The 24,769-nt window shown below is 70.2% G+C and carries 20 protein-coding genes; 18 read left to right on the forward strand and 2 right to left on the reverse strand.

The window, feature by feature from the left end:
- The first annotated feature begins 30 nt into the window (after positions 1 to 30).
- The 4 genes from SPR02S_RS47355 (at position 31) to SPR02S_RS47370 (ending at position 4,720) form a co-directional block, all read left to right on the forward strand.
- On the forward strand, positions 31 to 1,173 hold the full coding sequence (locus SPR02S_RS47355; protein ID WP_019064079.1) for an amidohydrolase family protein: 1,143 nt from the start codon (positions 31 to 33) through the stop codon (positions 1,171 to 1,173).
- Between the two features lie 225 nt (positions 1,174 to 1,398).
- Positions 1,399 to 2,253 (forward strand): 3-hydroxyacyl-CoA dehydrogenase family protein, encoded by an 855-nt coding sequence (locus SPR02S_RS47360; RefSeq protein ID WP_019064080.1) that lies wholly within the window; start codon positions 1,399 to 1,401, stop codon positions 2,251 to 2,253.
- A complete protein-coding gene (locus SPR02S_RS58020) occupies positions 2,243 to 3,673 on the forward strand; it encodes a carboxyl transferase domain-containing protein (RefSeq protein WP_019064081.1) in 1,431 nt (476 codons plus the stop codon). Before SPR02S_RS47360 ends, SPR02S_RS58020 begins: the two co-directional genes overlap by 11 nt.
- A gap of 111 nt (positions 3,674 to 3,784) precedes the next feature.
- Entirely contained in the window at positions 3,785 to 4,720 is a 936-nt protein-coding gene (locus SPR02S_RS47370; RefSeq protein WP_019064082.1) for a VOC family protein, read from the forward strand.
- Between the two features lie 467 nt (positions 4,721 to 5,187).
- On the opposite strand, the gene SPR02S_RS47375 is transcribed toward SPR02S_RS47370, so the two are convergent.
- On the reverse strand, positions 5,188 to 6,258 hold the full coding sequence (locus tag SPR02S_RS47375) for an enoyl-CoA hydratase/isomerase family protein (RefSeq protein WP_019064083.1): 1,071 nt from the start codon (positions 6,256 to 6,258) through the stop codon (positions 5,188 to 5,190).
- Positions 6,259 to 6,277: 19 nt separating this feature from the next.
- Between SPR02S_RS47375 and SPR02S_RS47380 the strand changes: the two genes are divergently transcribed.
- The 7 genes from SPR02S_RS47380 to SPR02S_RS47415 all read left to right on the forward strand — a co-directional run bounded on the left by SPR02S_RS47380 (position 6,278) and on the right by SPR02S_RS47415 (position 16,534).
- Positions 6,278 to 7,564 carry a CoA transferase gene (locus tag SPR02S_RS47380; RefSeq protein WP_019064084.1) on the forward strand — a complete coding sequence of 429 codons (1,287 nt, stop codon included), beginning with the start codon at positions 6,278 to 6,280 and terminating at the stop codon, positions 7,562 to 7,564.
- Positions 7,561 to 8,970 (forward strand): amidohydrolase family protein, encoded by a 1,410-nt coding sequence (locus tag SPR02S_RS47385; protein WP_019064085.1) that lies wholly within the window; start codon positions 7,561 to 7,563, stop codon positions 8,968 to 8,970. The genes SPR02S_RS47380 and SPR02S_RS47385 overlap by 4 nt, the downstream gene beginning before the upstream one ends.
- Positions 8,971 to 9,393: 423 nt before the next feature.
- Entirely contained in the window at positions 9,394 to 10,050 is a 657-nt protein-coding gene (locus SPR02S_RS58025) for a TetR/AcrR family transcriptional regulator (protein ID WP_019064086.1), read from the forward strand.
- Positions 10,051 to 11,054: 1,004 nt separating this feature from the next.
- Positions 11,055 to 12,512 (forward strand): FAD-dependent monooxygenase, encoded by a 1,458-nt coding sequence (locus SPR02S_RS58030; RefSeq protein WP_019064088.1) that lies wholly within the window; start codon positions 11,055 to 11,057, stop codon positions 12,510 to 12,512.
- 25 nt (positions 12,513 to 12,537) lie between these two features.
- Positions 12,538 to 13,785, forward strand: coding sequence for an amidohydrolase family protein (locus SPR02S_RS47405; protein ID WP_019064089.1), 1,248 nt, complete (start codon positions 12,538 to 12,540; stop codon positions 13,783 to 13,785).
- Between the two features lie 2 nt (positions 13,786 to 13,787).
- Entirely contained in the window at positions 13,788 to 14,552 is a 765-nt protein-coding gene (locus tag SPR02S_RS59680) for an antibiotic biosynthesis monooxygenase (RefSeq protein ID WP_019064090.1), read from the forward strand.
- 404 nt (positions 14,553 to 14,956) lie between these two features.
- Positions 14,957 to 16,534: an amidohydrolase gene (locus SPR02S_RS47415; protein WP_019064091.1), complete on the forward strand. Its 1,578-nt coding sequence runs from the start codon at positions 14,957 to 14,959 to the stop codon at positions 16,532 to 16,534.
- A 432-nt stretch (positions 16,535 to 16,966) separates the two neighbouring features.
- Here the strand turns inward: SPR02S_RS47415 and SPR02S_RS58040 are convergent, their stop codons facing one another.
- A complete protein-coding gene (locus tag SPR02S_RS58040) occupies positions 16,967 to 17,872 on the reverse strand; it encodes an ROK family protein (RefSeq protein ID WP_019064092.1) in 906 nt (301 codons plus the stop codon).
- 108 nt (positions 17,873 to 17,980) lie between these two features.
- Here SPR02S_RS58040 and SPR02S_RS47425 point away from each other — a divergent pair, with 108 nt between their 5' ends.
- From SPR02S_RS47425 to SPR02S_RS47460, 7 genes are all read left to right on the forward strand, one after another.
- Entirely contained in the window at positions 17,981 to 19,135 is a 1,155-nt protein-coding gene (locus tag SPR02S_RS47425; protein ID WP_078623222.1) for a Gfo/Idh/MocA family protein, read from the forward strand.
- On the forward strand, positions 19,132 to 19,989 hold the full coding sequence (locus tag SPR02S_RS58045) for a sugar phosphate isomerase/epimerase family protein (RefSeq protein ID WP_019064094.1): 858 nt from the start codon (positions 19,132 to 19,134) through the stop codon (positions 19,987 to 19,989). The genes SPR02S_RS47425 and SPR02S_RS58045 overlap by 4 nt, the downstream gene beginning before the upstream one ends.
- Before the next feature lie 35 nt (positions 19,990 to 20,024).
- Positions 20,025 to 20,816 carry an alpha/beta fold hydrolase gene (locus SPR02S_RS59360; RefSeq protein ID WP_158697996.1) on the forward strand — a complete coding sequence of 264 codons (792 nt, stop codon included), beginning with the start codon at positions 20,025 to 20,027 and terminating at the stop codon, positions 20,814 to 20,816.
- Positions 20,817 to 20,828: 12 nt separating this feature from the next.
- Positions 20,829 to 21,614 (forward strand): DeoR/GlpR family DNA-binding transcription regulator, encoded by a 786-nt coding sequence (locus SPR02S_RS47445; RefSeq protein ID WP_019064097.1) that lies wholly within the window; start codon positions 20,829 to 20,831, stop codon positions 21,612 to 21,614.
- An 828-nt stretch (positions 21,615 to 22,442) separates the two neighbouring features.
- Positions 22,443 to 23,462 carry a zinc-dependent alcohol dehydrogenase family protein gene (locus tag SPR02S_RS47450; protein WP_019064098.1) on the forward strand — a complete coding sequence of 340 codons (1,020 nt, stop codon included), beginning with the start codon at positions 22,443 to 22,445 and terminating at the stop codon, positions 23,460 to 23,462.
- Positions 23,459 to 24,229: an HAD-IA family hydrolase gene (locus SPR02S_RS58055; RefSeq protein WP_019064099.1), complete on the forward strand. Its 771-nt coding sequence runs from the start codon at positions 23,459 to 23,461 to the stop codon at positions 24,227 to 24,229. The genes SPR02S_RS47450 and SPR02S_RS58055 overlap by 4 nt, the downstream gene beginning before the upstream one ends.
- Positions 24,223 to 24,660, forward strand: coding sequence for an RbsD/FucU family protein (locus tag SPR02S_RS47460; RefSeq protein WP_019064100.1), 438 nt, complete (start codon positions 24,223 to 24,225; stop codon positions 24,658 to 24,660). Before SPR02S_RS58055 ends, SPR02S_RS47460 begins: the two co-directional genes overlap by 7 nt.
- The last annotated feature ends 109 nt before the right edge of the window (positions 24,661 to 24,769 follow it).

A 24,769-nucleotide genomic window follows, 5' to 3' on the forward strand; every position in this document is an offset into this window, starting at 1 on the left:
GCATTTCGATCGCAAGCGCAAGGAGGCGCCATGCTGCCCGAGGACCTTCAGATCATCTCCGTCGACGACCACGTCATCGAACATCCCACCGTCTGGACGGACCGGGTGCCGAGCAAGTACGCCGACGTCGCTCCCCGCATCGAGCGCGCCGACGACGGCAACGACTGGTGGATCTACGAGGGCGCGAAGGCCGGCAACTTCGCCCTGAACGCCGTCGCCGGCAAGGATCCCAAGGACTTCGGCATGGACCCGCGCTCCTACGACGACATGCTGCCCGGGTGCTACGACGTGTCCCAGCGGATCAAGGACATGGACACCGAGGGCGTGTGGGCCCAGCTGTGTTTCCCCAACTTCGGCGGCTTCGCCGGCAGCACGTTCGCCAAGTCCAAGGACCTCGAACTGGCCGCCGCCTGCGTGAGCGCCTACAACGACTTCATCCTGGACGAGTGGTGCGCGTACGACCCCGCGCGGCAGATACCGCTGCTCACACTTCCGTACTGGGACGTCGAGGCGTCGGTCAGGGAGTTCAACCGCACGGCCCCGCTGGGCGCCAAGTCCTACACCTTCCCCGAGCTGCCGGACCGCATCGGCCTGCCCTCCTGGCACACCGACCACTGGGATCCCATCCTCGCCCTGTCCAACGAGTCGGGTATCCCGCTGTCGCTGCACTTCGGCTCGGGCGGATCGCCGACGGTGTCACCGGAGGGCATGAGCACGAACTTCGTCGTCGGGATCTCGCTCTTCGCGCTCAACTCCGTGACGACGATGGCCGAACTGCTGCTGTCGCCCGTGTTCCACAAGTTCCCGAACCTGCGGATGGCGCTCTCCGAGGGCGGTATCGGCTGGATGCCGTATCTGCTGGAGCGCCTGGACTACACCTGGGAGCGCCATCGCTGGTACAACGACGTCAACCGCGAGGTCAGCCCGGGTGAGCTGTTCGCGCGCGGCCACCTCGGCGGCTGCTTCATCTCCGACGACGCCGGACTGGAGGCCCGCCACCGGATCGGCGTCGACCACATCATGTTCGAGAGCGACTACCCGCACTCGGACAGCAACTGGCCGAACACCAGGAAGATCCTCGCCGAGTCGATGCGCGGCATCCCCGAGGACGAGGTGCACAAGCTGCTGGAGGACAACGCCCGGACGTTCTACGACTTCCCGCGAAGCAGCTGAGCCGACCCCGCACGTTCGTACCCGGATCCGCATCGGCCCCGCCCGACGACCCGTCGGGCGGGGCCGATGAACATGTGCTCGGTCACATGCGGCAGCACTCGACGCCTATCCCTGATCAGAGATACCGTAGTACTTACTGTTGCATCTACCGTACAAGCTCCCGGCCAGTGCGGACCCGGAGCCGTTCGCCGCGGTTCGGCCGGCGGGAACCAGGAGGCAGAATCAGTGCAGATCAAGCAGATCGCGGTGGTCGGCTGCGGCACCATGGGTGCCGGCATCATCCAGGTGGCCGCCCAGACCGGCATCGAAGTCGTCGGGGTCGAACGCACCGAGCCGGATGCCGAGGCCGCCCGGCTGCGCATCGAAGCCGGGCTTGAGGCCACCGCCTCCCGGGGCAGGATCACCCCCGAGCAGGCGCGCGAGGCCGCCTCCCGCTTCACCGTGACCACCGAGCTCGCCCGGGTGGCCGACGCGGACCTGGTGGTCGAGGCCGTGTTCGAGGACGTCGAGCTCAAGAAGGGCGTCCTCAAGGAGATCGACGGCCTGGTCGGGCCCGACACGTTCATCGCGTCGAACACCTCGACGATTCCTCTGGTGATCCTGGCCGCCGCGACCAGCCGCCCCGATCGGGTCGTCGGGCTGCACTTCTTCAACCCGGTCCCGGCGATGAAGCTGGTGGAGGTGATCAAGACACCGGTGACGTCCGCCGAACACGTGCGGACCATGGTCGATCTCGCCGTGGCCATGGGCAAGAACCCGGTCGTCGTGAACGACGTGCCCGGCTTCGTGGGCAATCTGCTCATCGTCCCCTACCTGCTCGACGCGGTACGGGCCTTCGAGCGCGGCGTGGCCGACATGGAGTCGATCGACAGCGTCATCCGCCTCGGGTTCAACCACCCCATGGGCCCGTTCAGGCTCAGCGACCTGATCGGCCTCGACATCGTCCACGACATGGCCGCGTCGATGTACGAGGAGTACAAGGACCCGCGGTATTTCCCGCCGCCGCTGCTCAAGCAGTACGTCCGGCTCGGATGGCTGGGTCGCAAGACCGGCCGGGGGTTCTACCGCTATGACGACTGAGGCGACGGCCGACCGCAGCCGGACGACCGACCCGCCGGCGCTCGTCGAGCAGTGGGACACGCACCTGCGCTCGGTGGATCCGCTCCGGTTCGCGGGGTACGCCGTACCGGCGTCCGAGGACGAGTCGGTCCGCACCGGCGTGGTCTCCTTCGGCGGGGCCGAGGCCGTCTGGATCGAGTGCGACGCGAGCCGCCAGACCGGGACGATGGGCGCGGTCGCGGGTGAGCGGATCGTGCGCGCGTTCAACCGCGCCGCCGAGCGCCGACTGCCGGTCGTCGAGACGGTCGCCAGCGGCGGTGCGCGCCTCCAGGAGGGCATGCTCTCCCTGCTCCAGATGGCACGGACGTCGTCCGCGGCGGCCCGGCACGCGGCCGCCGGTCAGCTGACCGCCGCCGTCCTCCGCTCCCCCACCACCGGCGGCGTCTACGCTTCGTGGGCCTCGCTGGCCGACCTGCGGGCCGCCGAGCCGGGCGCGACCATCGGGTTCGGCGGGCCGCGCGTCGTCGCCCAGGTGACCGGCGCGTTCCCACCGCCGACGTCACACACCGCCGAGTCGGCCCACCGGCACGGACTGGTCGACGCCCTCACACCGAACGGCGAGCAGTGGGGCTGGCTCGCCGCCGCGGTCGGTGCCCGCCCGGGCCCGCCGCTGACGCTGCCGCAGGGCCGGCCCGAGGGGCCCGACCCGACGCCGGTCCCGGCGGACCCGTACCTCCTCCTCCAGCGGTCCCGTGGCGCACGACGCCCGTCCGGCCTGGAATGGGCGAGCTGGCTGACCGACTCCTGGGTGGAACTGCGCGGCTCCGACCCGGCCCTGCGCGCCGGCCTCGCGACGATCGCCGGTTCGCGTGCCGTCGTCGTCGCGATGGACAGATTCGCCGGGGCCGGTCGCCCGGCGCTGCCAGGACCGGGGGCATTCCGTCTCGCGCAGCGCGCGATCCTGCTCGCCGACCGGCTGCGGCTGCCGGTCGTCACCCTCGTCGACACCCCGGGGGCGGACCCGTCTCCGGAGTCGGAGGCCGCGGGTGTCGCGGGCGAGATCGCCCGCACCTTCCTGGCGATGGCGGAGCTGGCGTCCGTGAGCGTGTGCCTGTGTGTCGGAGAGGGCGGCAGCGGCGGTGCCATGGCGCTTGCCCACACCGACCGTTTCATCCTGCTCCAGGGCTCGGTCTTCTCGGTCATCGGCCCGGAGGCGGGCGCGGTGATCCTCTACCGCGACGCCGGGCGGGCGCCCGAGCTGACCCGCGCCCTGAAGATGACGTCCGCCGAGCTGCTGCGCCGGGGAGTCGTCGACCACGTCGTGCCCGAGAACGTGGACGCCGTGCGCGGAGCGCTGCTCGACGCTCTGGCGTCCGCCACGCCCGGCGAACGCGACAGCCGAGCCGACAAGGCGACCGCCCGCGCTCTCCTGGCCGGTTGACCGGACACCGGCCATCGACGGCAGCAGCAGAGGACGCCGGTGTCGGGGCGGCGACCCGCCGGACGAGGCACCGGCAAGTGATACCAACCGATTCGGAAGAGGAGTCTCTCCATGCAGAAGATCGCCAAGACGACCGGTAGCCACGGCATCGGTCAGATGATCCACGTCATCCACATGTCGGACGACGTGGAGAAGCTGAACCGCTTCTACGAGGACGTGTTCGGCGGGCTCCACTTCCTCGGCGTCGACGAGCCCAACTATCTGCCGATCGAGGACAGGTACGCCGGCCTGTTCATGGTCGGTGACGTGTGCATCGAGACCATGGCGCCCGCGCTGCCGGCCGACGGAACCAAGCCGGTCGGCAAGTTCTACAACAAGTTCGGCGAGCACCTGCACTCCGTCGGCTACAAGGTCGACGATCTGCCGGGGCTCGCGGAGCGGCTGCTGGCCAAGGGGGTGTACATCGGCGCGCCGGGCGGCGGGAAGATCGAGAAGCTCGACCCGGAGACGCAGTACTTCTACCCGAGCCCGCGTGACACCGCCGGTCTGATGGTCGAGATGTGCCGGATCGACATGCCCAACGACCCCCGCGACCTGGAGACCTGGTCGTCCCAGGTGAAGATGTGGCGGTCCCACCCGCTCACGATCGAGCGTTTCTCCTACGTCACTCTCGGCGTGCGCGACCTGGAGTCGGCGGTCAGCACCTACGTCGACGTGATGGAGGCCGTTCCGGTCCAGCAAGGGATCGACGACGCCCTGCGGGCTCGTTTCCAGACGGTCCAACTCGGCGACTGCCTGCTCCAGTTGGCACAGCCGCTGGAGGAGCACTCCGACCTGGGCCGCCATGTGGCGAAGTGGGGCAACATGATCTACAGCCTCCGGTTCAAGGTGACGGACCTCGACTCGGTCGAAAGCTGGCTGAAGCGCAAGAACATCCGCACCGAGAGGCTCCGTGAGGACCTCGTGGTCACCGACGTCGAGGACTCGTACGGGGCCCCGATCTTCTTCACCACCGAGGAGATCCCGGGCGACCCCTTCGCCTCCTGACCGCAACGCGGCGCGCGGCCCGCGCCCGGTGCCGATCTGACCGGCACCGGGCGCGGGTCACACGGCGAGCGCGGCACATCGAGGAGTACGACAGCGCGGGCCCGCCTTGTCCCCGAATGCGTGCGCACGAAGTGGCCGAGGCGGCTGTCGGCATGCCCGGCTTCGGCATCCCTGGGATGCCGAACTCCCGGCCGCCGCCGGGGACTTCAGCGCGTCTCCCGCGCCACGGCCCACGTGGCCGGCCTTGCCGGAGTCCCGCCCGTGCCGCGCGTCTCCGGCGACATCGGCGGCTGCCTGCGCCTGTTTCCGCGCCGCCGCCGGGGACTCCGGCCCGCTCTTCTGTGCGTCCATGCTGACGGCGTCCGCCGCTGTGATACGTCCGCCGGGATCACCGCTGCCGAGGTCAGCTGCCTGTCGGCTCGGCGGCTCGGCAACGGCACGGGAAAGGCGGCGGCCCGGGCCGGCGCTCAGGCGACCGGAGGACGGACCGGCTCCACCTCGTCGACCAGACCCCAGCGCAGTGCCTGCCCGGCGTCGAGCGGGCACCCGCTGAGCACCAGGTACAGCGTGCGCCAGCGGCCGATACGGCGAGGGATGCTCACCGTGCCGCCCGCGCCCGGGATCAGCCCCATGCCCAGCTCCGGCAGCCGGAAGACCGTCCCGGGGTCGGCGACGATCCGGGAGGCGAAGGCGGGCAGCTCGATCCCGGCGCCTACGCAGGCGCCGTGCATCCGCACGGTGATCCGGTCCCGGAGTTCGTGCACCGAGCGGGCCGCGCCACCACGGGTGCGCACCAGGTGCGCCGTCGACAGATCGGCGGCGACCCCGAACTCGCCGAGGTCACCGCCCGAGCAGAAGGAGGGGCCGTTCCCGTCCAGGACGACCTCGGCCACCGTCGCGTCGAGCCGGGCGACGTCCAGGGCCGCGACGAGCGCGTCCCGTAGCTCCCGGCCGTAGGCGTTGCGCCGCTCGGGCCGGTTCAGCGTGAGGTGAAGGGTGTCGCCGTCACGGCGGACCAGCACGGTCTCGGCTCTCGCGGGCGGGGGCACCGGCCGGTCGCCCCGGGCCGCCAGCCAGCGCGCGAAGCCGCCACCGGCGAGCAGGGTGGAGTAGGCGAGCGACTCCGCGTCCAGCGCCTGGTGCACGGCGAGATGCTCGCCGACCCGCAGGACCTGGCCAAGGACGACGGCCGCCTCGGGGTTGCCGAGCGCGTGGCCGTGCAGCACCCGGGCCTCGGCGTCAGGATCCTCGACGGCGACCAGGCGGCGATCCCCGCCGTCGGCGGTTACCAGCGTCAGGTCCAGCGCCTCGGTCAGCGCGGCCGGGGGCGCGGCGGCGCGGGTGACGCCGACGAGCAGGCGGTCGCACTCCTGGGCCCGCTCCACGGCGCGTCGGAGGACGGCCGTACTGCCGAAGGGGCGGTCCAGGTCGACCAGCAGCAACGGGTCGACCACGGCGCCGCCCTCGGCGAGCAGGTCTGCGTGGGCCGCGCCTGCGGCCAGGTCCGCCACGGAGATCGCACTGCGAGTCAACATCATCCTGGCCTAGCATCCTGACATGGTCACTTGGTCCCCGGGATCCTCCGCCGAGACCGCGCGCGACTGGGCGCGGAGCGGGGTCCTGCCGCTGACCGGCCACAGTACCGGCCCGCCGATCGTACCCGCGGGCGCCGCCGCCTCCTGGGCGGATCGGATGGCCGACCGCGTCGAGCTGGCCACCAGGGGCTCCCGCCACCCGGTCCGGATCGACGGACCGCGGCTGCTGTCCGAGCGTGCGGCGCTCACCGGAGGGATCCGCCGGGGGCGGCTGTCCGTCGGCGGCAGTTGCCGGCTGCTGCCGACGCTGGACGGCTGGGCGGCGGTGTCGTCCGCCCGCCCGGACGACCCGCTGTTGTGGAGCGCGCTGATCGGCCACGACCTCGACGAGCGGTTGCCGCAGCGGCTGGCCGCCTGGCTGGCCGAGCACAGCGGTGCCCAACTGGACGAGCGGGCAACGCTGTTGAGCCTGGCCGCTGGATCGGTCGGGGCACCCGGACGGCAGGGGGACGGCGAGGGTGGCGTGGGCCGTCGCGCCGAGCCGCCGCAGCCGGGCAGGCCGCGCTCGGTGGAGCGGCTGCTGGTGGTGGACTTCAGCGCACTGTGGGCCGGCCCGCTGTGCGCGCACCTGCTCGGTCTCGCGGGCGCGGACGTGGTGAAGGTCGAGGTCCCTTCCCGCCCGGACGGCGCCCGCCAGGGCAACCGGCCCTTCTACGACCTGCTGCACGGCGGCCACCGCTCAGTCGCACTCGACCCGGCGGACCCCGCCGGGCGCGCCGCCCTGCACGCGCTGGTGCGCAGGGCGGACATCGTCGTCGAGGCGTCCCGCCCCCGCGCGCTGGCCGGGTTCGGACTGGACGCCCTGGCCGAGGTGGAGCGCGGCTGCACCTGGGTGTCGATCACCGCCCGCGGCCGGGCCTCGGACAAGGTCGGCTTCGGCGACGACGTGGCCGCCGCGAGCGGACTGCTGGCGTGCGACGAGCGAGGTCTGCCGGTCTTCTGCGGGGACGCGATCGCCGATCCGCTCACGGGTCTGACCGCCGCCACGCTGGCCCTGTCCGAGCCCGAGGGCGGCGGCGGGGTGCTGTGGGACGTGGCGATGGCGGACGTCGTGGCAGCGACCCTCGAAGGAGGGGGGACCGGCCCAGGGACGCGGGTGCGACGGGCCGGGACCGGCTGGACGGTGGACACCGGGCAGGAACGGGTTCCAGTCCTCGCGCCGGTCGCCAGGACCCCACGAGCCGGCGCGCCCGAACTGGGCGCCGACACCGGCGCGGTACTGCGACGGCTCGGGATCGCCGCACCGTGAACGGCCTGCTGATCCGCGGTGCGGAGGTGAACGGGGAACTGCTCGACGTCCGGATCGGGCGCGGCCGGGTGGTGGAGCTGGGGTGGTCGTTGCCGCGTGCGGACCGGGCCGAGGAGCTGGTGGAGGCGCACGGCGGCACGCTGCTCCCCGGGCTGACGGATCATCACATCCATCTGTTCGCCACCGCCGCCGATCTGGCGTCCGCCTCCTGCGACCCCGCCACCACGCCCGACCGGGCCGGACTCGCCCAGGTGTTGCGGCGTGCGAGGCCGGACGGGCACGGCTGGATCAGAGGCGTGCGCTACCACGAGTCCACGGCCGGAGATCTGGACACGGCCGGTCTCGACGAGCTGCGCGACGATGTTCCGGTCCGGCTGCAACACCGCAGCGGCGCCCTGTGGGTGCTCAACTCCCGTGCCGCCGAGGCCGTCGGACTCGGCAGCGGGGACCACCCCGGTATCGAGCGGGACGCCGGGGGGCACCCGACCGGGCGCCTGTGGCGGGCCGACGACTGGCTGCGCGCGAGGCTGCCGCGCGGCGAACCGCCCTCGTTGGCCGGGCTGAGCCTGTTGCTGGCCGGGTACGGCATCACGGCCGTCACCGATGCGAGCCCGGAACTGGACACCGGCACGGTCGAGGCGATCTCGGCGGCGACGGCGAGCGGCGAACTGCGCCAGCGAGTGCTGCTGCTGGGCGCGCCGCTCAGCAGCACCCCGGGCTCCGCCCCTGGCCGGAACCTTCCGGAAGCCGGCCCCTGGAAGATCGTGCTCGCGGACTCCGGTCTGCCCGCCCTCGACGAGTTGACCGAAGCCGTCGCCGCCGCGCACCGGGCCGGTCGGCCGGTCGCCGCGCACTGCGTGACCCGGGAGTCGCTGCTGCTGTTCCTGATCGCGCTCAAGGAGGCCGGCAGCCTGCCCGGCGACCGCCTTGAACACGCCTCCCTCGTACCGGCCGACGTCATTCCCGGCATCCGCCGACTCGGCCTGCGGGTGGTGACCCAGCCGGGATTCCTCGCGGACCGCGGCGACGACTTCCTGCGCGGCACTCCCGCATCCGAGCACGACGAGCTGTACCGCTGCGCCTCGCTGCGCGCGGCCGGTGTTCCGCTGGGGCTGTCCAGCGACGCCCCGTACGGGCCGGTCGATCCGTGGGCGGTGATGCGGGCGGCGGTACGGCGACGCACCCGCTCGGGCACGGTCGTCGGCCCCGGGGAACGGCTCACCGCCGCGCAGGCGCTGGACGGCTATCTCTCCCCCGGGCAACGGCCCGGCGATGCCCCGCGCCGCGTCCACGTGGGAGCCCGGGCGGATCTGGTGCTGCTGCACACCCCGTTGGGCGCGGCACTCGACCGCCTGGACACCCGGATCGTCCGGCTGACCCTCGTCGGCGGGCATCGGGTGGCGTGACGCGCCGGCGCGGCGCCCGCCCGCGAAGACCGCAGTCGCCCGGTCGCCCCCGGGCAGGCGGGGAAACCGGCCGCCACAACCCCGGGCATGCTGCCCTAATCACCTAACTAAGTTCAGTTATGACTGCACTGCGCACTCAGGACGCCGACGAATCACCCCGAGTGATACAGGTCACAGCACAGGGAGCTTTGGTTGACGCGTCGGGATACAGGGCAGGCAGCCAGACGCCGTAGTCCGCTGAGGGCAGACGTCAGGGAACCGGCACGACTTGTCGGACCGCGACCCCTGGAGCCGCGAGCGCAGCCGTTCATTAAGCTCACACGCAAGGGAGAGGACCGTATGAGCACGCAGTCGGCAGCCAGTGGGCGGGCATGAAGCCCTCGTGGTCAGGGCGAACAACTGCGCAGGGAGATCTTGCGCGCGGTGGGGCGGCTTCTCGACGAGTGGGGCGGCGTGGACAAGCTCACCATGCGAGCCGTGGCGCGCGAGGTGGGCGTGGCGGCCCCCAGCATCTATCTGCATTTCTCCGACAAGGCGGAACTCGTCTGGGCGGCACTGGCCGACAAGTACGAGGACCTCCCGACTCGCATGCGCGCAGCCGACGCGGAAGCGGCCGACGGCGGAGCCAACGCCCGGGAGCGGCTACGCGCCCAGGGGCACGCCTACTGCCTCTTCGCCCGTGAATATCCCGGTCACTACCGGCTGATGTACGAGGTGCGTCAGCCGCCCGTCCCGACGGCTCGCCTCCACCTGCACCCGTCTCGGCATGTCTCGCTCTCCCTGCGCGAGGCGTTCGCCCGATGCCGGGAGGCCGGCTACCCGCTGCCGATGCCCGACGAGCAGGCCGCGCAGACACTGTGGGCGGGACTGCACGGCTTCATCGCGCTGCAGCACACCCTGTCGAGTACCGCACAGGCACAAGAACCCGTGGAGCCCCTGGCCGACGGCCTCGTCGACACGCTGATCCCGGCGGAGCCCGCGGACGAGCCGCAACCGCCGGCGGCCGACACCGAAGCGGCACAGCGGATCCGGGCGGTCCTCTCGGGCCGGAGCGATACGACATCGGCGGAAGCCAGTTGACGAACCGTCGGCGACAGGTCTCGCTCGCCGTCCCACCCAAGAGCCCGAAGACCTCGGGCACTGCCATATGTCCTACCTCTAACGCCTCCACCCGGGTTTCCTGATCAACGCCGAGGGGACGCCGGATCTGTTCGCCGCCGCCCGCACTCCCCTGGATCAGGGCCTCACGCACAGAGGCTGGAGCCCCGCCGGTTCCGAATTGCCCACCGCCATGCCCATGCCCGATCCGTGGCTGGGTCTCGAAGCCGCCGTCGGCATCCGCAGCCCGGCCCCGGTCACGCCCGTACCTCTCGCCGTCGGCCAGGCCCTTGACCTCGGCACCGCGGCCCACACTGTCAATGTCTCGCCCGAAGGCCGAACGTCAAGAATCGGCGGCGTCCGCGGCGACTCACCATGAGGCGCGTGGCTTGGCATGCCAGTCCGCGGGCGGATCGACCACGCGCAGAACCCGTGTCGGTGAGCAACCGGATGTCCGCTGGGCGGCGAGCACGGCGCGATCGTCGTTGACGTCGAGGTACGCGCCGGAGAGCACGTCATAACAGCCCTCGGCCAGTGGGCTCTTTGCCGGAGTCGTCCTTGAAAACGGTACTTGCCAGTCAGGAAGCCTCCGGCGAGCCCGAAGCAGGGCTACGTCGACAGGCGTTCGCGGGCGACCAACAGCACGAGCTCCGCCCGAACACGGCATGAAGCTCTCCGACCGGCGAACGGCCAGGGTGACGGCCAGACTCACCGCCCGATCGTGAACACGACGTCACAAGGCCGGCGCCTCGTGAGAGACCAACAGACCCCGTCCGAGCGGCGGAAGGTCCGCACGCCTCACCGTCGGCGACCCCGCTGACGGCCGACCCCTGACGCCCACACCCGGACAGGCGGCACGGGACAGATGACGCACCCCCAAACAGAAACGATCGTTTGCGCTTGGCCGCCTGCCAGTGCTAGCGTCTGTCACGTAAACGAAAACGACCGTTTCCGTTACTGGTCCCCCGAACGACGAGGAGGACGCCATGACGACGTCACCCACCGTCCCGGCCTTTCCCACCCAGACAGACGTGTTGATCGTCGGCGCGGGCCCGGCCGGGCTGACCCTGGCGGCCAGCCTGGCCCAGCTCGGCGTCGACCACGTCCTGATCGACCGCAACACCGGGGTGCAGCCCGGTAGCAAAGCCGCCGCCGTGCAGCCGCGAGCGTTGGAGTACCTCGAACGGATCGGGGCCGCTGATCGGCTGATCCAGGTCGGCGACCGCGGACGCGGCTTTCGACTGCACGACCGCGAACGGACCCTGTTGAGCGCCTCCTACGACAACCTCGACACGCCCTACCCCTACGTCCTGCTCGTCTCCCAGCAGACCACCGAGGAGCACCTCCTGCTGCGTCTGCACGAGCTGGGCGGCACCGTCCACAGGGGCCACAGGTTCCTCGGCCACTCCCCCGACTTCCCCGGCGTCACGGCCACGATCGCCGGCCCCGACGGCACGCTGCGCGCCGTGTCGGCCCGCTACCTCGTCGGCTGCGACGGCGTCCACAGCGGCGTGCGGACCGCCACCGGCATCGGCTTCCCCGGCGACGCGCCCCAGCAACTGGTCGCCATCGCCGACGTACGTCTCAACCCGGGCGGGGGCGACGCCATCGCCAAGGAGGACACCACGTTCTTCCTGTCCCCCGACGGAATGCTCCTGGTGTCCCCGCTCGCCGGTGGCCAGCACCGGATCGTCGCCCCGGCGCCGGGCACAGCCAAGCCCACCGCGGCCGACATCGAGCAGCTGCTCGTCGACCGCGGACCGCGGACCGACGACGTCCGCGTGATGGAAGTGGTGTCCGCGTCCACCTACCGTGTCCAGGAACGCGTGGCCGAGCGGTTCCGCGAAGGCCCGGTCTTCCTGGCCGGCGACGCCGCCCACACCCACAGCCCGGCCGGCGGCCAGGGCATGAACACCGGCATCCAGGACGCCGGAAACCTGGCCTGGAAGCTGCAAGCCGTGCTCACCGGACTCGCGCCGGCCGCACTGCTCGACACGTACCACCACGAACGGCACCCCGTCGCCGCCGACCTCGTCAGCTTCACCAGCCAGTTCGCCAAGCTGGCGACCCTGCGCGACCCCGCGGGCGCGCTGCTGCGCGACAACGTGCTCGCCGCAGCGGCGTCCACCCCGCGCTTCACCGACTGGATCACCACCAAGCTCTCCCAGCTGGACCTCGGCTACACCCAGGAGCCGGACCTCGGCGCGCCCCGCGTCGGGCAACGGGTCCCGCCGGGCACCGTCCCGCCGGCCGGACTGCGCTGGACACTCGCCGTTCCCGGCGACGGCGACCCGCACGACCACGCCGCCCTCGCGGTACGCCACGTCCGCCGCCTCCCCACATCGCTGCTGGTACGCCCCGACGGCTACCTCGCTGGACACTCCGTGCCCACCACCGCCGGCGACGTGCTCCACCGCCTGCGGGACTACCTGCCCACTCGATGACACCTCTGGCGATCGGAAACCAGACATGTCCACAGCCACATTCATCCGCCAGGCCGCCGTGTTCGACGGCACCCGACTGCTCCCGGCACAGGACGTCCTGATCGACGACGGGACGATCACCGCCGTCGCCCCCGCGCTGGCCGTGCCGCCCGGCGCGACCGTCGTCGACGGCGCCGGACAGACCCTGCTGCCGGGGCTGATCGACTCGCACACCCACACCACACACGCCGGCCAACTGCGGCAGTCACTGGTCTTCGGCGTCACCACAGAACTCTGCATGGGCGGCGAACCCGAGACCTCCCGCCGGCTCCGGGCCCTCGCCCGCAGCCGTGACGACCTCGCGGACCTGCGCATCGCCACCGTCGGGGCCACCGCACCCCACGGCCACCCCAATCAACTGGTCGAGATCGGCATGCTCAAGCCCTTCCCCACCGTCGCCGGCCCGGAGCACGCCGACGCGTTCGTGGCCGACCGGGTCGCCGACGGCGCCGACCACCTCAAGATCTTCATCGAGGACGGCACCGTGGCCGGCAGGCCCATGCCCACCATGTCCGACGAGACAGTGGTCGCGCTGGTGGCCGCGGCACACGAGCACGGGCTGCGCACCGCGGCCCACACATGGACCCGTAGCGCCGTGCGGCAGGCCATCGCCTGCGGCGTCGACATCCTGGCCCACCCGCCGTCGGACGGACCCTCCGACCAGGACCTGATCGAGGCGGTGGCCGCCGCGGGCGCCATCGTGGTCGCGACACTGCCGCCCCTGGCCGGAATGAGCAACGCGTCCCCCGAGTTCGAACTGGCGCAGGACCCCAGGCTTCGGCCCTACGCCGACCCCGAGTGGTTGGCCGGCCTCGACCGCATCCACGCCATCGAGCCCGGCAAGCGGATGGGACCGCTGGGGGTCCGCACTTCCGACGCCGCCGATGCCGCCGTACGGATGTTCCGCATCGGGGTGCCACTGCTGGCCGGCACGGACGGAACCGGCGGAGACCACCCGACCACCCACGGCATCAGCTACCACGGCGAACTCGACCTGCTCGTCCACGCCGGCCTCACCCCGGCCGAGGCGCTGACCGCCGCGACCGCCGCCCCCGCCGACACCTTCGGTCTCGACGACCGCGGCCGTGTCGCCCCCGGCCTGCGCGCCGACCTCGTGCTCGTCAACGGCAGCCCACTCGCCGACATCACCGCGCTGCGTGACATCACCGCCATCTGGCGCCGCGGCATCCGCGTCGACCGTTCCGCCCAGATCCCCGTAGAGGAGTTGGTCTGATCATGAACACCCCCCGCCATGACGGAATCCACCACATCAAGTTGCCGGTCACCGATCTGGAGCGCAGCACCGAGTGGTACACCACCGTGCTCGGCGCCCGCCGTCTCACCCGGCTCGACCACCGCAGGCCCGACGGCACTCTGTTCGCGGTGATCCTCGACGTCCCCGGCATCGCTGGACGGGTCGAGCTCCGGCTGGACCCCGCTACTGCCAAGTCCGTGAGCGGCTACGACTTCCTCACCCTCGCCGTCGCCGACAAGTCCGCCATGGATTCCTGGGTCACCCGCCTGGACTCCCTCGGCGTCCACCACTCGCCGCTGATCGTGGCCCTGGTCGGCTGGCTGCTCGTCGTCCCCGACCCCGACAATCTCCGCCTCCGCTTCTACACCAGCGAACCGCACGGCCTCGCCGCCTCCGCCGTCGAGTTCGACTCCCCCTGGCTCGGCGCCGGCGTCACCGCCGAACCCGACCGCCACGACATCGTGTCCGCCATCGGCCGGATGACCGTGCTTCCCGGCCACGAGGAGGAGGTGCTCGACCTGATGCACACCGTCGCCGACGCCACCCGGCAGGAGGACGGCTGCCTGGCCTACCAACTGCACCGCGCCAAGGAAAACCCGCACGCGATCGTCGTCTACGAGTCCTGGGCCGGCCCCGACGCCATGGCCGCCCACCACCGCTCCGCGCACATGGACCTGTTCAAGAAGTCCGCCTCCTCGCTGGTCGAGTGGCCACCGCAGATCGAACTGCTCATCCCGGAGGCCTGAACACACACCCGCCGAGGCAGCAGGTCGGTCTGCGTCGAGCCGCTCAGGGTGCCACGAGGGAAATCGGCTTCCGGAAGGCAGCGGCGGGCAGGTCGTCATCTGTCCGCCGCGTTCCCCGGGCGGCTTCGAGGCGCATGTCCGCGCGGTGGAGATACGTAGTCGCGGACGGCGCCGCGGCTGTGACCGGTCCCTTGCTGTTCCTGATCTGAACGCCGTACTCAACAAGCCAGTTCCTAGGTGTGCGGCTCCGCCCTTGGGGGTGAGGCCGGGAAAGTCAGCGATACATGTCTCTTCGAGAAGTTCGGCCCGCCGATCTCGTTGTCCGTGGTTCTGCCGTTTACACCCTCGACGCCGCCCAGCCCCGAGCGGAGGCTTTCGCGGTCCGCGACGGAAGGATCGTGACGGTGGGTGACGAAGCCGATGTCACGGAGGTGACCGGTCCACGGACCCAGGTCGTCCACGCCGGGGACGGCATGGTCATGCCGGGCCTGATCGACGTGCATTCCCACGTCGGGTTCGGTGGCCAGGCGGCTGCGTGGGAACTTGGCCTGTCGCCGATGTTCGGTGTGGAGGAGATCCTCGGGGCGGTACGGGACCGGGCCCGGAGTCTGGGTCCGGACGAGTGGGTGGTCGGCGGGATCGTCATCAGTCCGGTGTTCCACGCGATGGGCAACCCGGAGATGCTGGCCGCACTGGACAAAGCGAGTCTGGGCAGGCCGGTGATGCTGCGCGACGACTCGCTGCACAACCGGTGGGTCAACTCGCGTGCCCTGGAAATCCTCGGCATCGACGCGGTATCGCAAGATCCGGCCGGCGGGAGTTACGTGCGCGACGCCGCAGGGCGCCCGGTCGGGCTCCTGCTGGGCCAGCCCTCCACGGATGCCGAACTGGCGGCGCGGCGGAGCTTCGGGGGCGGGCACGAGCGGGATCTGCACTCGGCCCGTACGGCTGTGTCGATCTTCAACTCGGTGGGGGTCACCGCGACACAGGACGCGGCGACGATGGGGGCCTGGCTGGACGTGTTCACCGAACTCGACCGGGCGGGTGAGCTGAACGCGTGGATCGTGGGATCGATGCCGGCCAGGGAGTTCATCGAGTCGGGTCCGGTGGGCACGGACCTGTTCGACACGTCTCCGGGTCGCCGCTCGGCGCATGTGCGGCCGGACTTCGTTAAGGGTGTCCTTGACGGTGTGCCGATGACCCGGACTTCGAAGTTCCTGGATCCGTACAAGTCCGATCCCTTCGCCCCTGTCGGCGCCCCCGGCGGACACGTCTGCCCGTTCCACGGCGAGGGGTTGTTCACCGATGAGGAGCTTCTCCAACTGCTGGAGGACGCTCTCTCCCGCGGACTGCACGCCAAGTTGCACGCCACTGCGGACGCCACGGTGCGCCAGGTTCTCGATGCCGTGGCCGTCATGCGTGAGCGGCACGGCGAAGATCCTGTATTCCACATCGCGCATCCGGAGTTCGTCCACCCCGACGATGTGAGCCGCTTCGCCGAACTGGGAATCGTGGCGGACGCCTCACCGGTGCTGTGGTTCCCCAACCCGATGAACGACATCATCGCCCAGCAGGTCCAGGACCACTACATGGACCGCATCTGGCCCTTGCGGGACCTGCACGACGTCGGCACGCTCGTAGCGGCCGGATCCGACTGGCCCGTGGCCATGCCGGTTCCCAATCCGTGGCTGAGTATCCAGACCGTGGTCACCCGCCGCAGCCCCGACCCCGTCTTCCCCGGCTCGCTGGCAGCGGACCAGGCCCTGGACCTCGACACGGCCATCCGGGCCCATACCGTCAACGCGGCCCAAGCCATGGGCCTGGCCCAGGAGACCGGGCAGCTCTCAGTGGGCATGTCCGCCGACTTCATCGTTCTGGACCGCGACCTCTTCGACATGCCCGTCGAGGACATCCACACCACTCGGGTCCGGCAGACCTGGTTCAACGGCCGCCTCGTCCACGACGGTTCAACCCCCGGCTGAGCACGGGGCCGCCCCCGGGATTGTCCTGGCCTACGGAGAGAACGGGTGCGTGCGGATCGGTCGTGACGCGGTTCAAGAGGCTGAGATCGGTCCGGATCTGGACTTCCCGGGACTGGGTCGACCGCGGATTCTCCTGATCGGAGCGCAGCCCGTCGGGGTGGCGGTCGGGGTGGTCACGCGGCGACGGCAGGCTGTTCTTCGGAGCCCGCCGGGAGGGCCCCTGGCTGCGAGTGCGAGATTCCAAGCAGCCTGGGCGGGGAGTTGCCGGCTGGAGAAGCGACGCCAAAGGTTGATCGTTCGCAGGGCTCGGACGACGATCAGGGACACCGTCTCGCCCGGGGGCGCACGCGTTCACCCGCACCGAGCCCAAAGACGCCGTGCCCCGTCCATCCTCACAGACCGACACTCTGTCGCGGGGGACGTTAATCGTGGTCAGCGGGGCGCGGATCCACCGACGGTGGCAGCGAGGTCAGCGGCTCCGATGACGCCGGAGTGGATACCGAGTTCCGCGCCGACGACCGTGACCGGCCCCCGGCTGGGGGAGGGGTGAAAGGCGTCAAGCGCCGCGCGTACATACTCGACGAAGCGCTTGTCGCTTCCCAGGCCGCCACCGAGGACCACCTCTCCGGGGTCGAGGAAGGCCGCGATGGTTGTGAGCCCGTGAGCGAGGTGTCCGCTGACCCACTCGATGAGCCGTACGGCGGCCGGGTCGCCGTGCACCGCTGCGGACAGCACCTCCTCGCCCGTGATGGGCCCCGGGCGCCAGTTCCGGCGCCGCGCCTCGGCCCGCAGCGCCGAGCCACTGGCGTACTGCTCCCAACAGCCATCGGCGCCGCAGGCGCACGGGTGGCCTCCGGTCACCCGTGGAATGTGTCCCAGTTGCCCGCCCAGGCCATGGCGGCCGACGAGCAGGCGGTTGTCGACGACCAGACCGCCGCCTATGCCCGTCCCTATCGTGATCAACGCAGTGCTGTCTCCGCCTCGGCCGGCACCGAACCGGTGCTCGGCCCATGCGGCGGCGTTCGCGTCGTTCTCCACGTGGACACCCCGGTTCAGCTCCGCGCCCAGACGCTGGGCCAGGGGCATGTCCGTCCAGCCCAGATGGGGAGCCGAAGCGACGACACGCGTCTTCGGGTCCACCCCGCCCGGCAGGACGACACCGATGTGCTGGATCGGGTACGAGGCCAGATGGCTACGGGCAAGGTCGAGGACCTGGTGAAATGCCGTTTCGGCTGGGCCCTCCACCAGGTGTGAGCGCGCCTCGTGGACAGCGCCCGCGGCATCGACCAGTCCACTGGCGATCTTCGTCCCTCCGATGTCGATTCCGAGTGAGAGCACGTCACTGCACCTCGCGGTAGTTGGTGGCCACGGCATCGACTTCCGTTCGGGAGGGGTGGCGTGAGCAAGCTTGACACCCTACTTACGATCTGTTCTGGTTAAACTCGAATGCTTTCGATTAACTTGCAACTCGAACCAAATAGGAAGGTGTCCAAGGTGTCAAGCGCTCAGACCGTGGCGAGGAGAAACACACAGGGTGCCCAGGCCCAGGAGCAGGAAGATGGCACGGGCCCCCTCCGTCTTGCCCTCATCGGCTGTGGCCGCATAGCGCAGGTGGCCCATGCCCCAGCCCTGGAAAAGGCCGAGAACATCCGACTCATGGCCGTATGCGACCCGAGCGGCGAAGTTGCTCGCGCGGTGGCTCGGCGGTACGACGTGCCGGCTGCCGTGACCGACACCCAGGCAGTGCTGTCGGACCCGGAGATCGAGGCGGTGCTCATCGCGGCCCCGGACAGGTTCCACTACCAACTGGCGGAGGCGGCGCTCGACGCGGGCAAGCACGTCCTGGTCGAAAAGCCTCTCGCGTCCACGACCGGGGAGTGCGAGAACCTGGTCGAACTGAGTCGGAAGTCCGGGCTGAAGCTCCAGGTGGGAGCCATGAAGCGGCACGACCCCGGACTCCAGTACGCCCGTGACTTCGTGACCCGCCAGTTGGGAGAAATCCGCTCCTTCAACGCCTGGTACCGCATCGGGACCATCCGACCCGGAGTGGAGGCGTCACTCTTCCCGCCTGTGTTCGCCGACGCCCGGGCGCGGCAAGTGGAGGCCGGCCACAAGGCCGACCGTGAACGCTATCTGCTGGCGACCCACGGCTCACACATCTTCGACACCGTCCGTTTCCTTCTGGGCGACATCCGGTCGGTGACCGCCGTCCATCGAGGATTCGGCCGGGACCATACGTGGAACTCGCTGGTGACGCTCGCATCCGGCGCCGTGGGAACCGTCGTGATCACGGTGGATGTACCGGGCGACGGAGCCGAGGGCATCCAGGTCTTCGGCTCCACGGGTCGGATCAACGTGGACACGCACTTCCCCTTCTTCCGCAGGGCGTCGGACGTGTGGGCCTACACCACCGCGGACGGCGCAGCCGTCGTTCCCGTCTTCGCCGACACGGACGCCTACGAACGCCAACTGGAGGCCTTCGCCCACGCGGTGCGGACCGACGGGCCCACCGAGCCCGACGTCGAGGACGGCCTGGCGGCCGTGCGGCTCGTCGCAGCCGTCGCCGCGTCCGCCGCCGAGGGCAGGAAGGTCCTCCTGTGACAGCCGCAGACCTGTCCGCGAGACTCGGCATCTTCGCCAGGACCTTCCGGCGCGACGACGCGGCGGAAGTCGCCGAGGCCGTCCGGACAGCAGGTTACGCACTGGGGCACTGGAACTTCGCCGCCCTGGGTCTGCCCACGCTCGCCGGCGGAATCCCTCGGTCGACGTTTCTCGCCGTCCGGACGGCGTTCGACGCCGCCGGGATCGCCGTCCCCAGCGTCTCCTGTACCTATAACGTCATCCACCCGGACAAGGCGCAGCGCAGGCAGCAGACCGACGAGGCCCGCCGCCTGATCAGCCTCAGCGGGTTGCTGGGGGCGGAGGTGGTCACCCTGTGCACGGGCACGCGGGACGCGGACGACATGTGGCGCGCCCACCCCGCGAACAGCACCGCCGACGCGTGGAAGGACCTGCGGGCCACGATCGAGGAGCTCCTGCCCGCAGCGGCGGACGCAGGTGTCGTACTCGGCATCGAGCCGGAGCCGGGGAACGTGGTGCGCGACGCACGTCATGCGGCTCGCCTCCTCGCCGAACTCGGGGATTCCGCTCCGATCGGCATCATCTTCGACCCGGCCAACCTCCTGACCCCGAGCACCGTCGACCAGCAGGAACGGATCCTGACGGAAGCGGTCGACCTGCTGGGTCCCCGCATCATCGGTGCCCAGGCCAAGGACGTCATCGACGGCGGATACTCGGCGGCGGGAATGGGCGACATGAACTACGACCTGGTCTTTCGCCTGCTCTCACGTATCGGCCCGGTGCCCGTGATCGTCCAGGACGCGGCCGAGGACGACGCCCGTCGCGTCCACGACGACCTCGTACGCCGGTACGCGGCCGCGCGGGTCGGTCAGTGAGGACGCGGCCGAAAACGAAGCGTCAGGAGTCACTCGTGGCCCACACCATCGTCGGTCAGGGCGATCCGGTCGTCCTGCTCCACGGTTTGGGGGGCGACCGTCGCCAGTCCCTCGGGCTCCTGCCACCACAAGGGCCCATCCAGCGGATCGTTCCGGAGATGCCGGGCCACGGGACGAGGGATCTACTGGACGACGAGCCTGTGTCCTTCGCGCATTTCGCCGATCTGGTCGCACAGCTCCTGGACTCCCTCGTCGGCTTCGGCCGTTGCACCGAACCGGTGGCCGTGGCCGGCGTGTCGATGGGCGCCGGCATCGCCGTCGCACTCACGGCCCGGCGACCGGATCTGGTGAAGCGGCTGGTGCTCATCCGGCCGTCCTGGCTGGACGTGTCCCCGGCGCCGAACCTGGCCGTCTTCGAGGTCGTGGCCGACCTCCTGGCCCGGCTGGGACCGGTCGACGGCAGGGCGGCATATCTCAGGACGGCAGTTCACCGGGATCTGGAGCGCCAGGCACCGGCCATGGCTCGATCCGCCCTCGGCCAGTTCGGGCGACCCCACGCCGTGGAGCGGGCCCGGGTGCTGGCCGAGATGCCCTACAGCCTGCCGCTGCCCGACCGGGGCGGCTATGAACGGCTGCGCGTGCCCGTACTCGTCCTCGTCGCCCCACAGGATCCGGTGCACGACGAGTCGATCGGGGCCACGCTCGCTCAATGGATTCCCCGGGCGAACCTCGAACGGCTGCCCAGAAAGCTCGTCGACTCCGCCGACCATGATCGAGCGATCAGAGACAGAGCGATTCGCTATATAACGAAAGAGTTCGAAGGCTGATAGTTTCTCGACATGAGCACCGAGAAGCACCTCTTCGCCGAGGAGCGCCGTCATCGGATCCTGGCCCTGGTAGAGGCCCAGGGACGCGTCCGTATCGCTGAGCTGCAAGCGGCGCTGAAGGTGTCCGAGCCCACCATCCGCAAGGATCTGAGCCTGCTGGAGCAGGCAAGGAAGCTCAAGCGGACGCACGGCGGAGCCATCGCTGTGCGTCCGCAGGTTGAGCCGACGATCGACGACCGAAGCTCACTGCACGCCGAGGCCAAAGAGCTGATCGCCAAGGCATGCCTGCAGGAGATCTCCAGCGGCGACTCGCTGTTCCTCGACAGCGGGACCACGGTTCAGCGCATCGCCGACCTGCTGGATCAGCCTCACGTGAACGTTGTCACCAACGCGCTGGGGGTAGCCGGAGCACTCGCCGACCGAGCGGCAGTGCGGCACACACTCCTGGGAGGCTCGGTCCGTACCCTGGGCGGCACCCTGGTCGGCCCGGTCGCCCTGGAAACCCTCAAGCGGTTCACGGTGAACACCGCTTTCATCAGTGCCAGCGGACTCAGCGAGAGCGGTATCTCGGTCGCCGATGTCGCCGATGCGCAGGTCAAACAGGCGGTGCTGGAGCGAGCGCGCCGAGTCATCGTGCCGCTGGACAGCAGCAAGTTCGGGGTCGACGACTTCGTGACGGTGTGCCCCCTGGACCGCATCGACATGATCATCACGGAGGCGGCGGGCGACGACATCCGCGCCCTGTGCCAGTCGCACGGCATCCGGTTGAAGGCCGTGGGGACACAGAACGAAGCCTGACGAGCTCGCGGTCGGGCAGGAGCCGGCCCGACCGTTGCGTTTCCCTACGAAAGCCTCGTTGCGGCCTGCCCGTGCCGGGACCGGCCGTATCGCCGGCGCCCGGTGACACCCGCCAATCACTCCCCTTGCGCCCGCTCGGAGTCAGGTTCGGCGTGACGCCGAAGCCGCGTTCACGCCGAGCCGTATGCGCGGTTGCCACGCCCCGGAGCCCTCCTCGGTGAGCGCTGCGCCCCTGCGGGTCCGGACCGTCCGCGCCTCAGCTGCGCTGCGGATCCGACGATGTCCCCCTGTTGACACCCCTCCATAACTGGTTAACACTCGCGTCAATCCGTAAGAGTTCGAAAGGACAAACCGAAGGAGAAGCAATGGGAACGATACGCAGAACTGACAGAAGGATCGGCGTATGCACGGCAGCCGCGGCGGGCCTAAGAAGCATTTTCCTGACCGCGCGCGGGGCCGACTCGCTCGCTTCGTCCGCCGGCAGCGACAGCGCCTCGACATCCCAGCGGCCCGCGGGTGCCGCAAAGGGCACCATCGGCGTGATCCTTCCCGAGACCGCGACATCGGCCCGCCGGGAAGCCCCCGCCAAGCCCTTCCTCATCGAGGTGCCGGCGGCCAGGGCTACAGGGCGAATGCGGGGAAAGTCCACGCGGACGTACAGAAGTTCGCCCATCTCGCCGACGACACGATCGCGTCAAAGGCGAAGGCCCTCATCCTCGCCTCGGAGTTCTGACCCTCGCCCGTGCCGCCGCGGTCGACGCACTGTCACGCCGTCGCGCCCCGGCTTCCTGAGACCCCGCAGCCCTCAGCCACAAGGAAAGCAACACAATGTACGCCATTCGCTACGACCACGCACTCGATCACTACCTTGCCGACCTGGACATTCCACGGCCCGGCCCGGGTGAAGTGCGGCTCGCCGTTCGGGCCACCGGCCTCTGCGGCACCGACGTCCACCTGCACCAAGGCGAATTCGGGCCCGTCTACCCCCTCACACCAGGACACGAAGTCGTCGGCGAGATCGCTGAACTCGGGGACGGCGTAACCACTTTGACGACAGGTCAGATCGTGGCGGTGGACAACATGGTCCCCTGCGGCAGCTGCCCCTCCTGCCAGCGGGCACAACCGGGCTTCTGCCACTTCATGCGGGCCTTCGGCCACACGGCACCGGGCGGTTTCGCGGAGTTCATGATCGCGCCTGAGACCCGGTGCCACCCTGTCGACGACCTCGACATCGACACCGCGGTCCTGGCCGAACCGGTCTCCTGCGCCATCCACGGCTTGGACATCCTCAACGCGCGGACCGGCAGCGACGTACTGCTCCTCGGGGCCGGTCCCACGGGACTCATCCTCACCCAGCTGCTGCGCAGCGGAGGCAGCGGACGACTGACCGTTGCGGCGTCGACGGCCTTCAAACTCGAACTGGCCGCCGGCTACGGAGCAGACGAAACCGTGCAAGCACGCTTCACCAGCGACGCGGCTTCCATCGCTCCGCTGCGGAAGACAGCCCCGGACGGATTCGACATCGTCATCGACGCGACAGGCTCTGTGGACGCCATCGCCCATGGCACCGGTCTGCTGCGCGATGGCGGAACCATGCTCGTGTACGGGATGACGGCCGAGCAGGCGATGGTCCCCTTCCGGCCGTACGACATCTTCCGACGCGAGCTCACCATCAAGGGTTCCTTCGCCCGCTCCTACGGATTCGACCGGGCCGTCCGCATGCTGCGGACCGGCCGTGTCCGCGCCGAAGGCTTCGTCACCCACCGCTTCGGACTGTCCGAATACGGCAAGGCGATCCGGACCGTGGACAGCGACTCCACCTGCCTCAAGGCAGTGATCGAACCGTGACAGCCGACGGCAGCACACACCCGGCGACGGGTTGCCCCACCGCCGACGACGCGCTGGAGACCGGGACGATCGTCCTGGCGTGTGACCGTGTGCTCTTCGACTGCGACGGCGTCCTTGTCGCTTCCACCACAGCAGGCGAGACGGCCTGGACACAATGGGCCACCGAACACGGACTTGAGCCGGCGCTTGTCCTGGACGGAGTGCACGGCCGAAGATCCGCGGATACGGTCGCCCTCTTCCTCCCGCCCGAACGGCGGCACGACGCGCTGGCCAGGATCGAGGCGATTGAGATCACCGGAGTAGAGCAGTGCACCCCCATTCCGGGAGCAGCCGCACTCCTCACCGGCCTCACCGGAGAATGGGCGGTCGTCACCTCGGCGACCCGCGCCCTCGTCGGCGCCCGCCTCAAGGCCGCCGGCCTGCCTCAACCGCCCGTGCTGATCACCGGCGACGACGTCGATCGCGGTAAGCCTGCACCCGACGGCTATGCAGAAGCCGCACGCCGCCTCGGCGTACCCGTCCATGCCTGCGCCATCGTCGAGGACAGCCCCACCGGAATCCGGGCCGGGCGCGCTGCCGGCGCCGGTCACCTGCTGGGCGTCGGCGAAACCGCCCTGGCCACGGCGGCACGCACCGTGGTCAAAGACCTGTCCGGTGTGAGCTGGACCGGCGATGGTCTGCGCGTCGAGTGGTCTTCGTTGCTCCGGCCCATGAGCACTTCCTGCTCCCCCGCATCTCAAGCACGCCCTCGGAGACATTCATGCTGACAGGAATCAATCCCCTGCTGTCCCCCGACCTCCTGCACGCTTTGCGGGCGATGGGGCACCGCCACGACATCGCCATAGTCGATGCCAACTTCCAGTGCGATCCGGCCCGGCAGAGGGTCGTACGCCTCGACGGCATCACCGCCACCGATGCCCTCGATGCGGTCCTGTCCGTCCTTCCCGTGGAGAAGGACGAGCCGCAGAGCGCCTGGCGGATGATCGCGTACGACGACCCGTCGCGCATCCTTCCGATCTTCGCCGAGTTCAGCGAGATCGTCGACCAGTACGCACCCGACACAAATGTCCACGCCATCCCGCCCACTGAGTTCAAGGCAATCGCCCTCGACGCCTACGTCGTGGTCGTGACCGGCGAGCGTCGCCTCTACGGCGGGATCGTCGTCCGCAAGGGAGTCATCCCTCCCCCCGGGGAGTAACTCGGCTCCACCCAACTCGGGACAGTCCGGAGCCTCCACCGATCCCGGAGCGGTGCAATGCGTCGCGCTCGGATACCGGCGTGAGGACACCTTGCTCGATCCGCTCGGC

This window comes from Streptomyces prunicolor NBRC 13075 (assembly GCF_000367365.1).
Taxonomy (GTDB): Bacteria; Actinomycetota; Actinomycetes; order Streptomycetales; family Streptomycetaceae; genus Streptomyces; species Streptomyces prunicolor.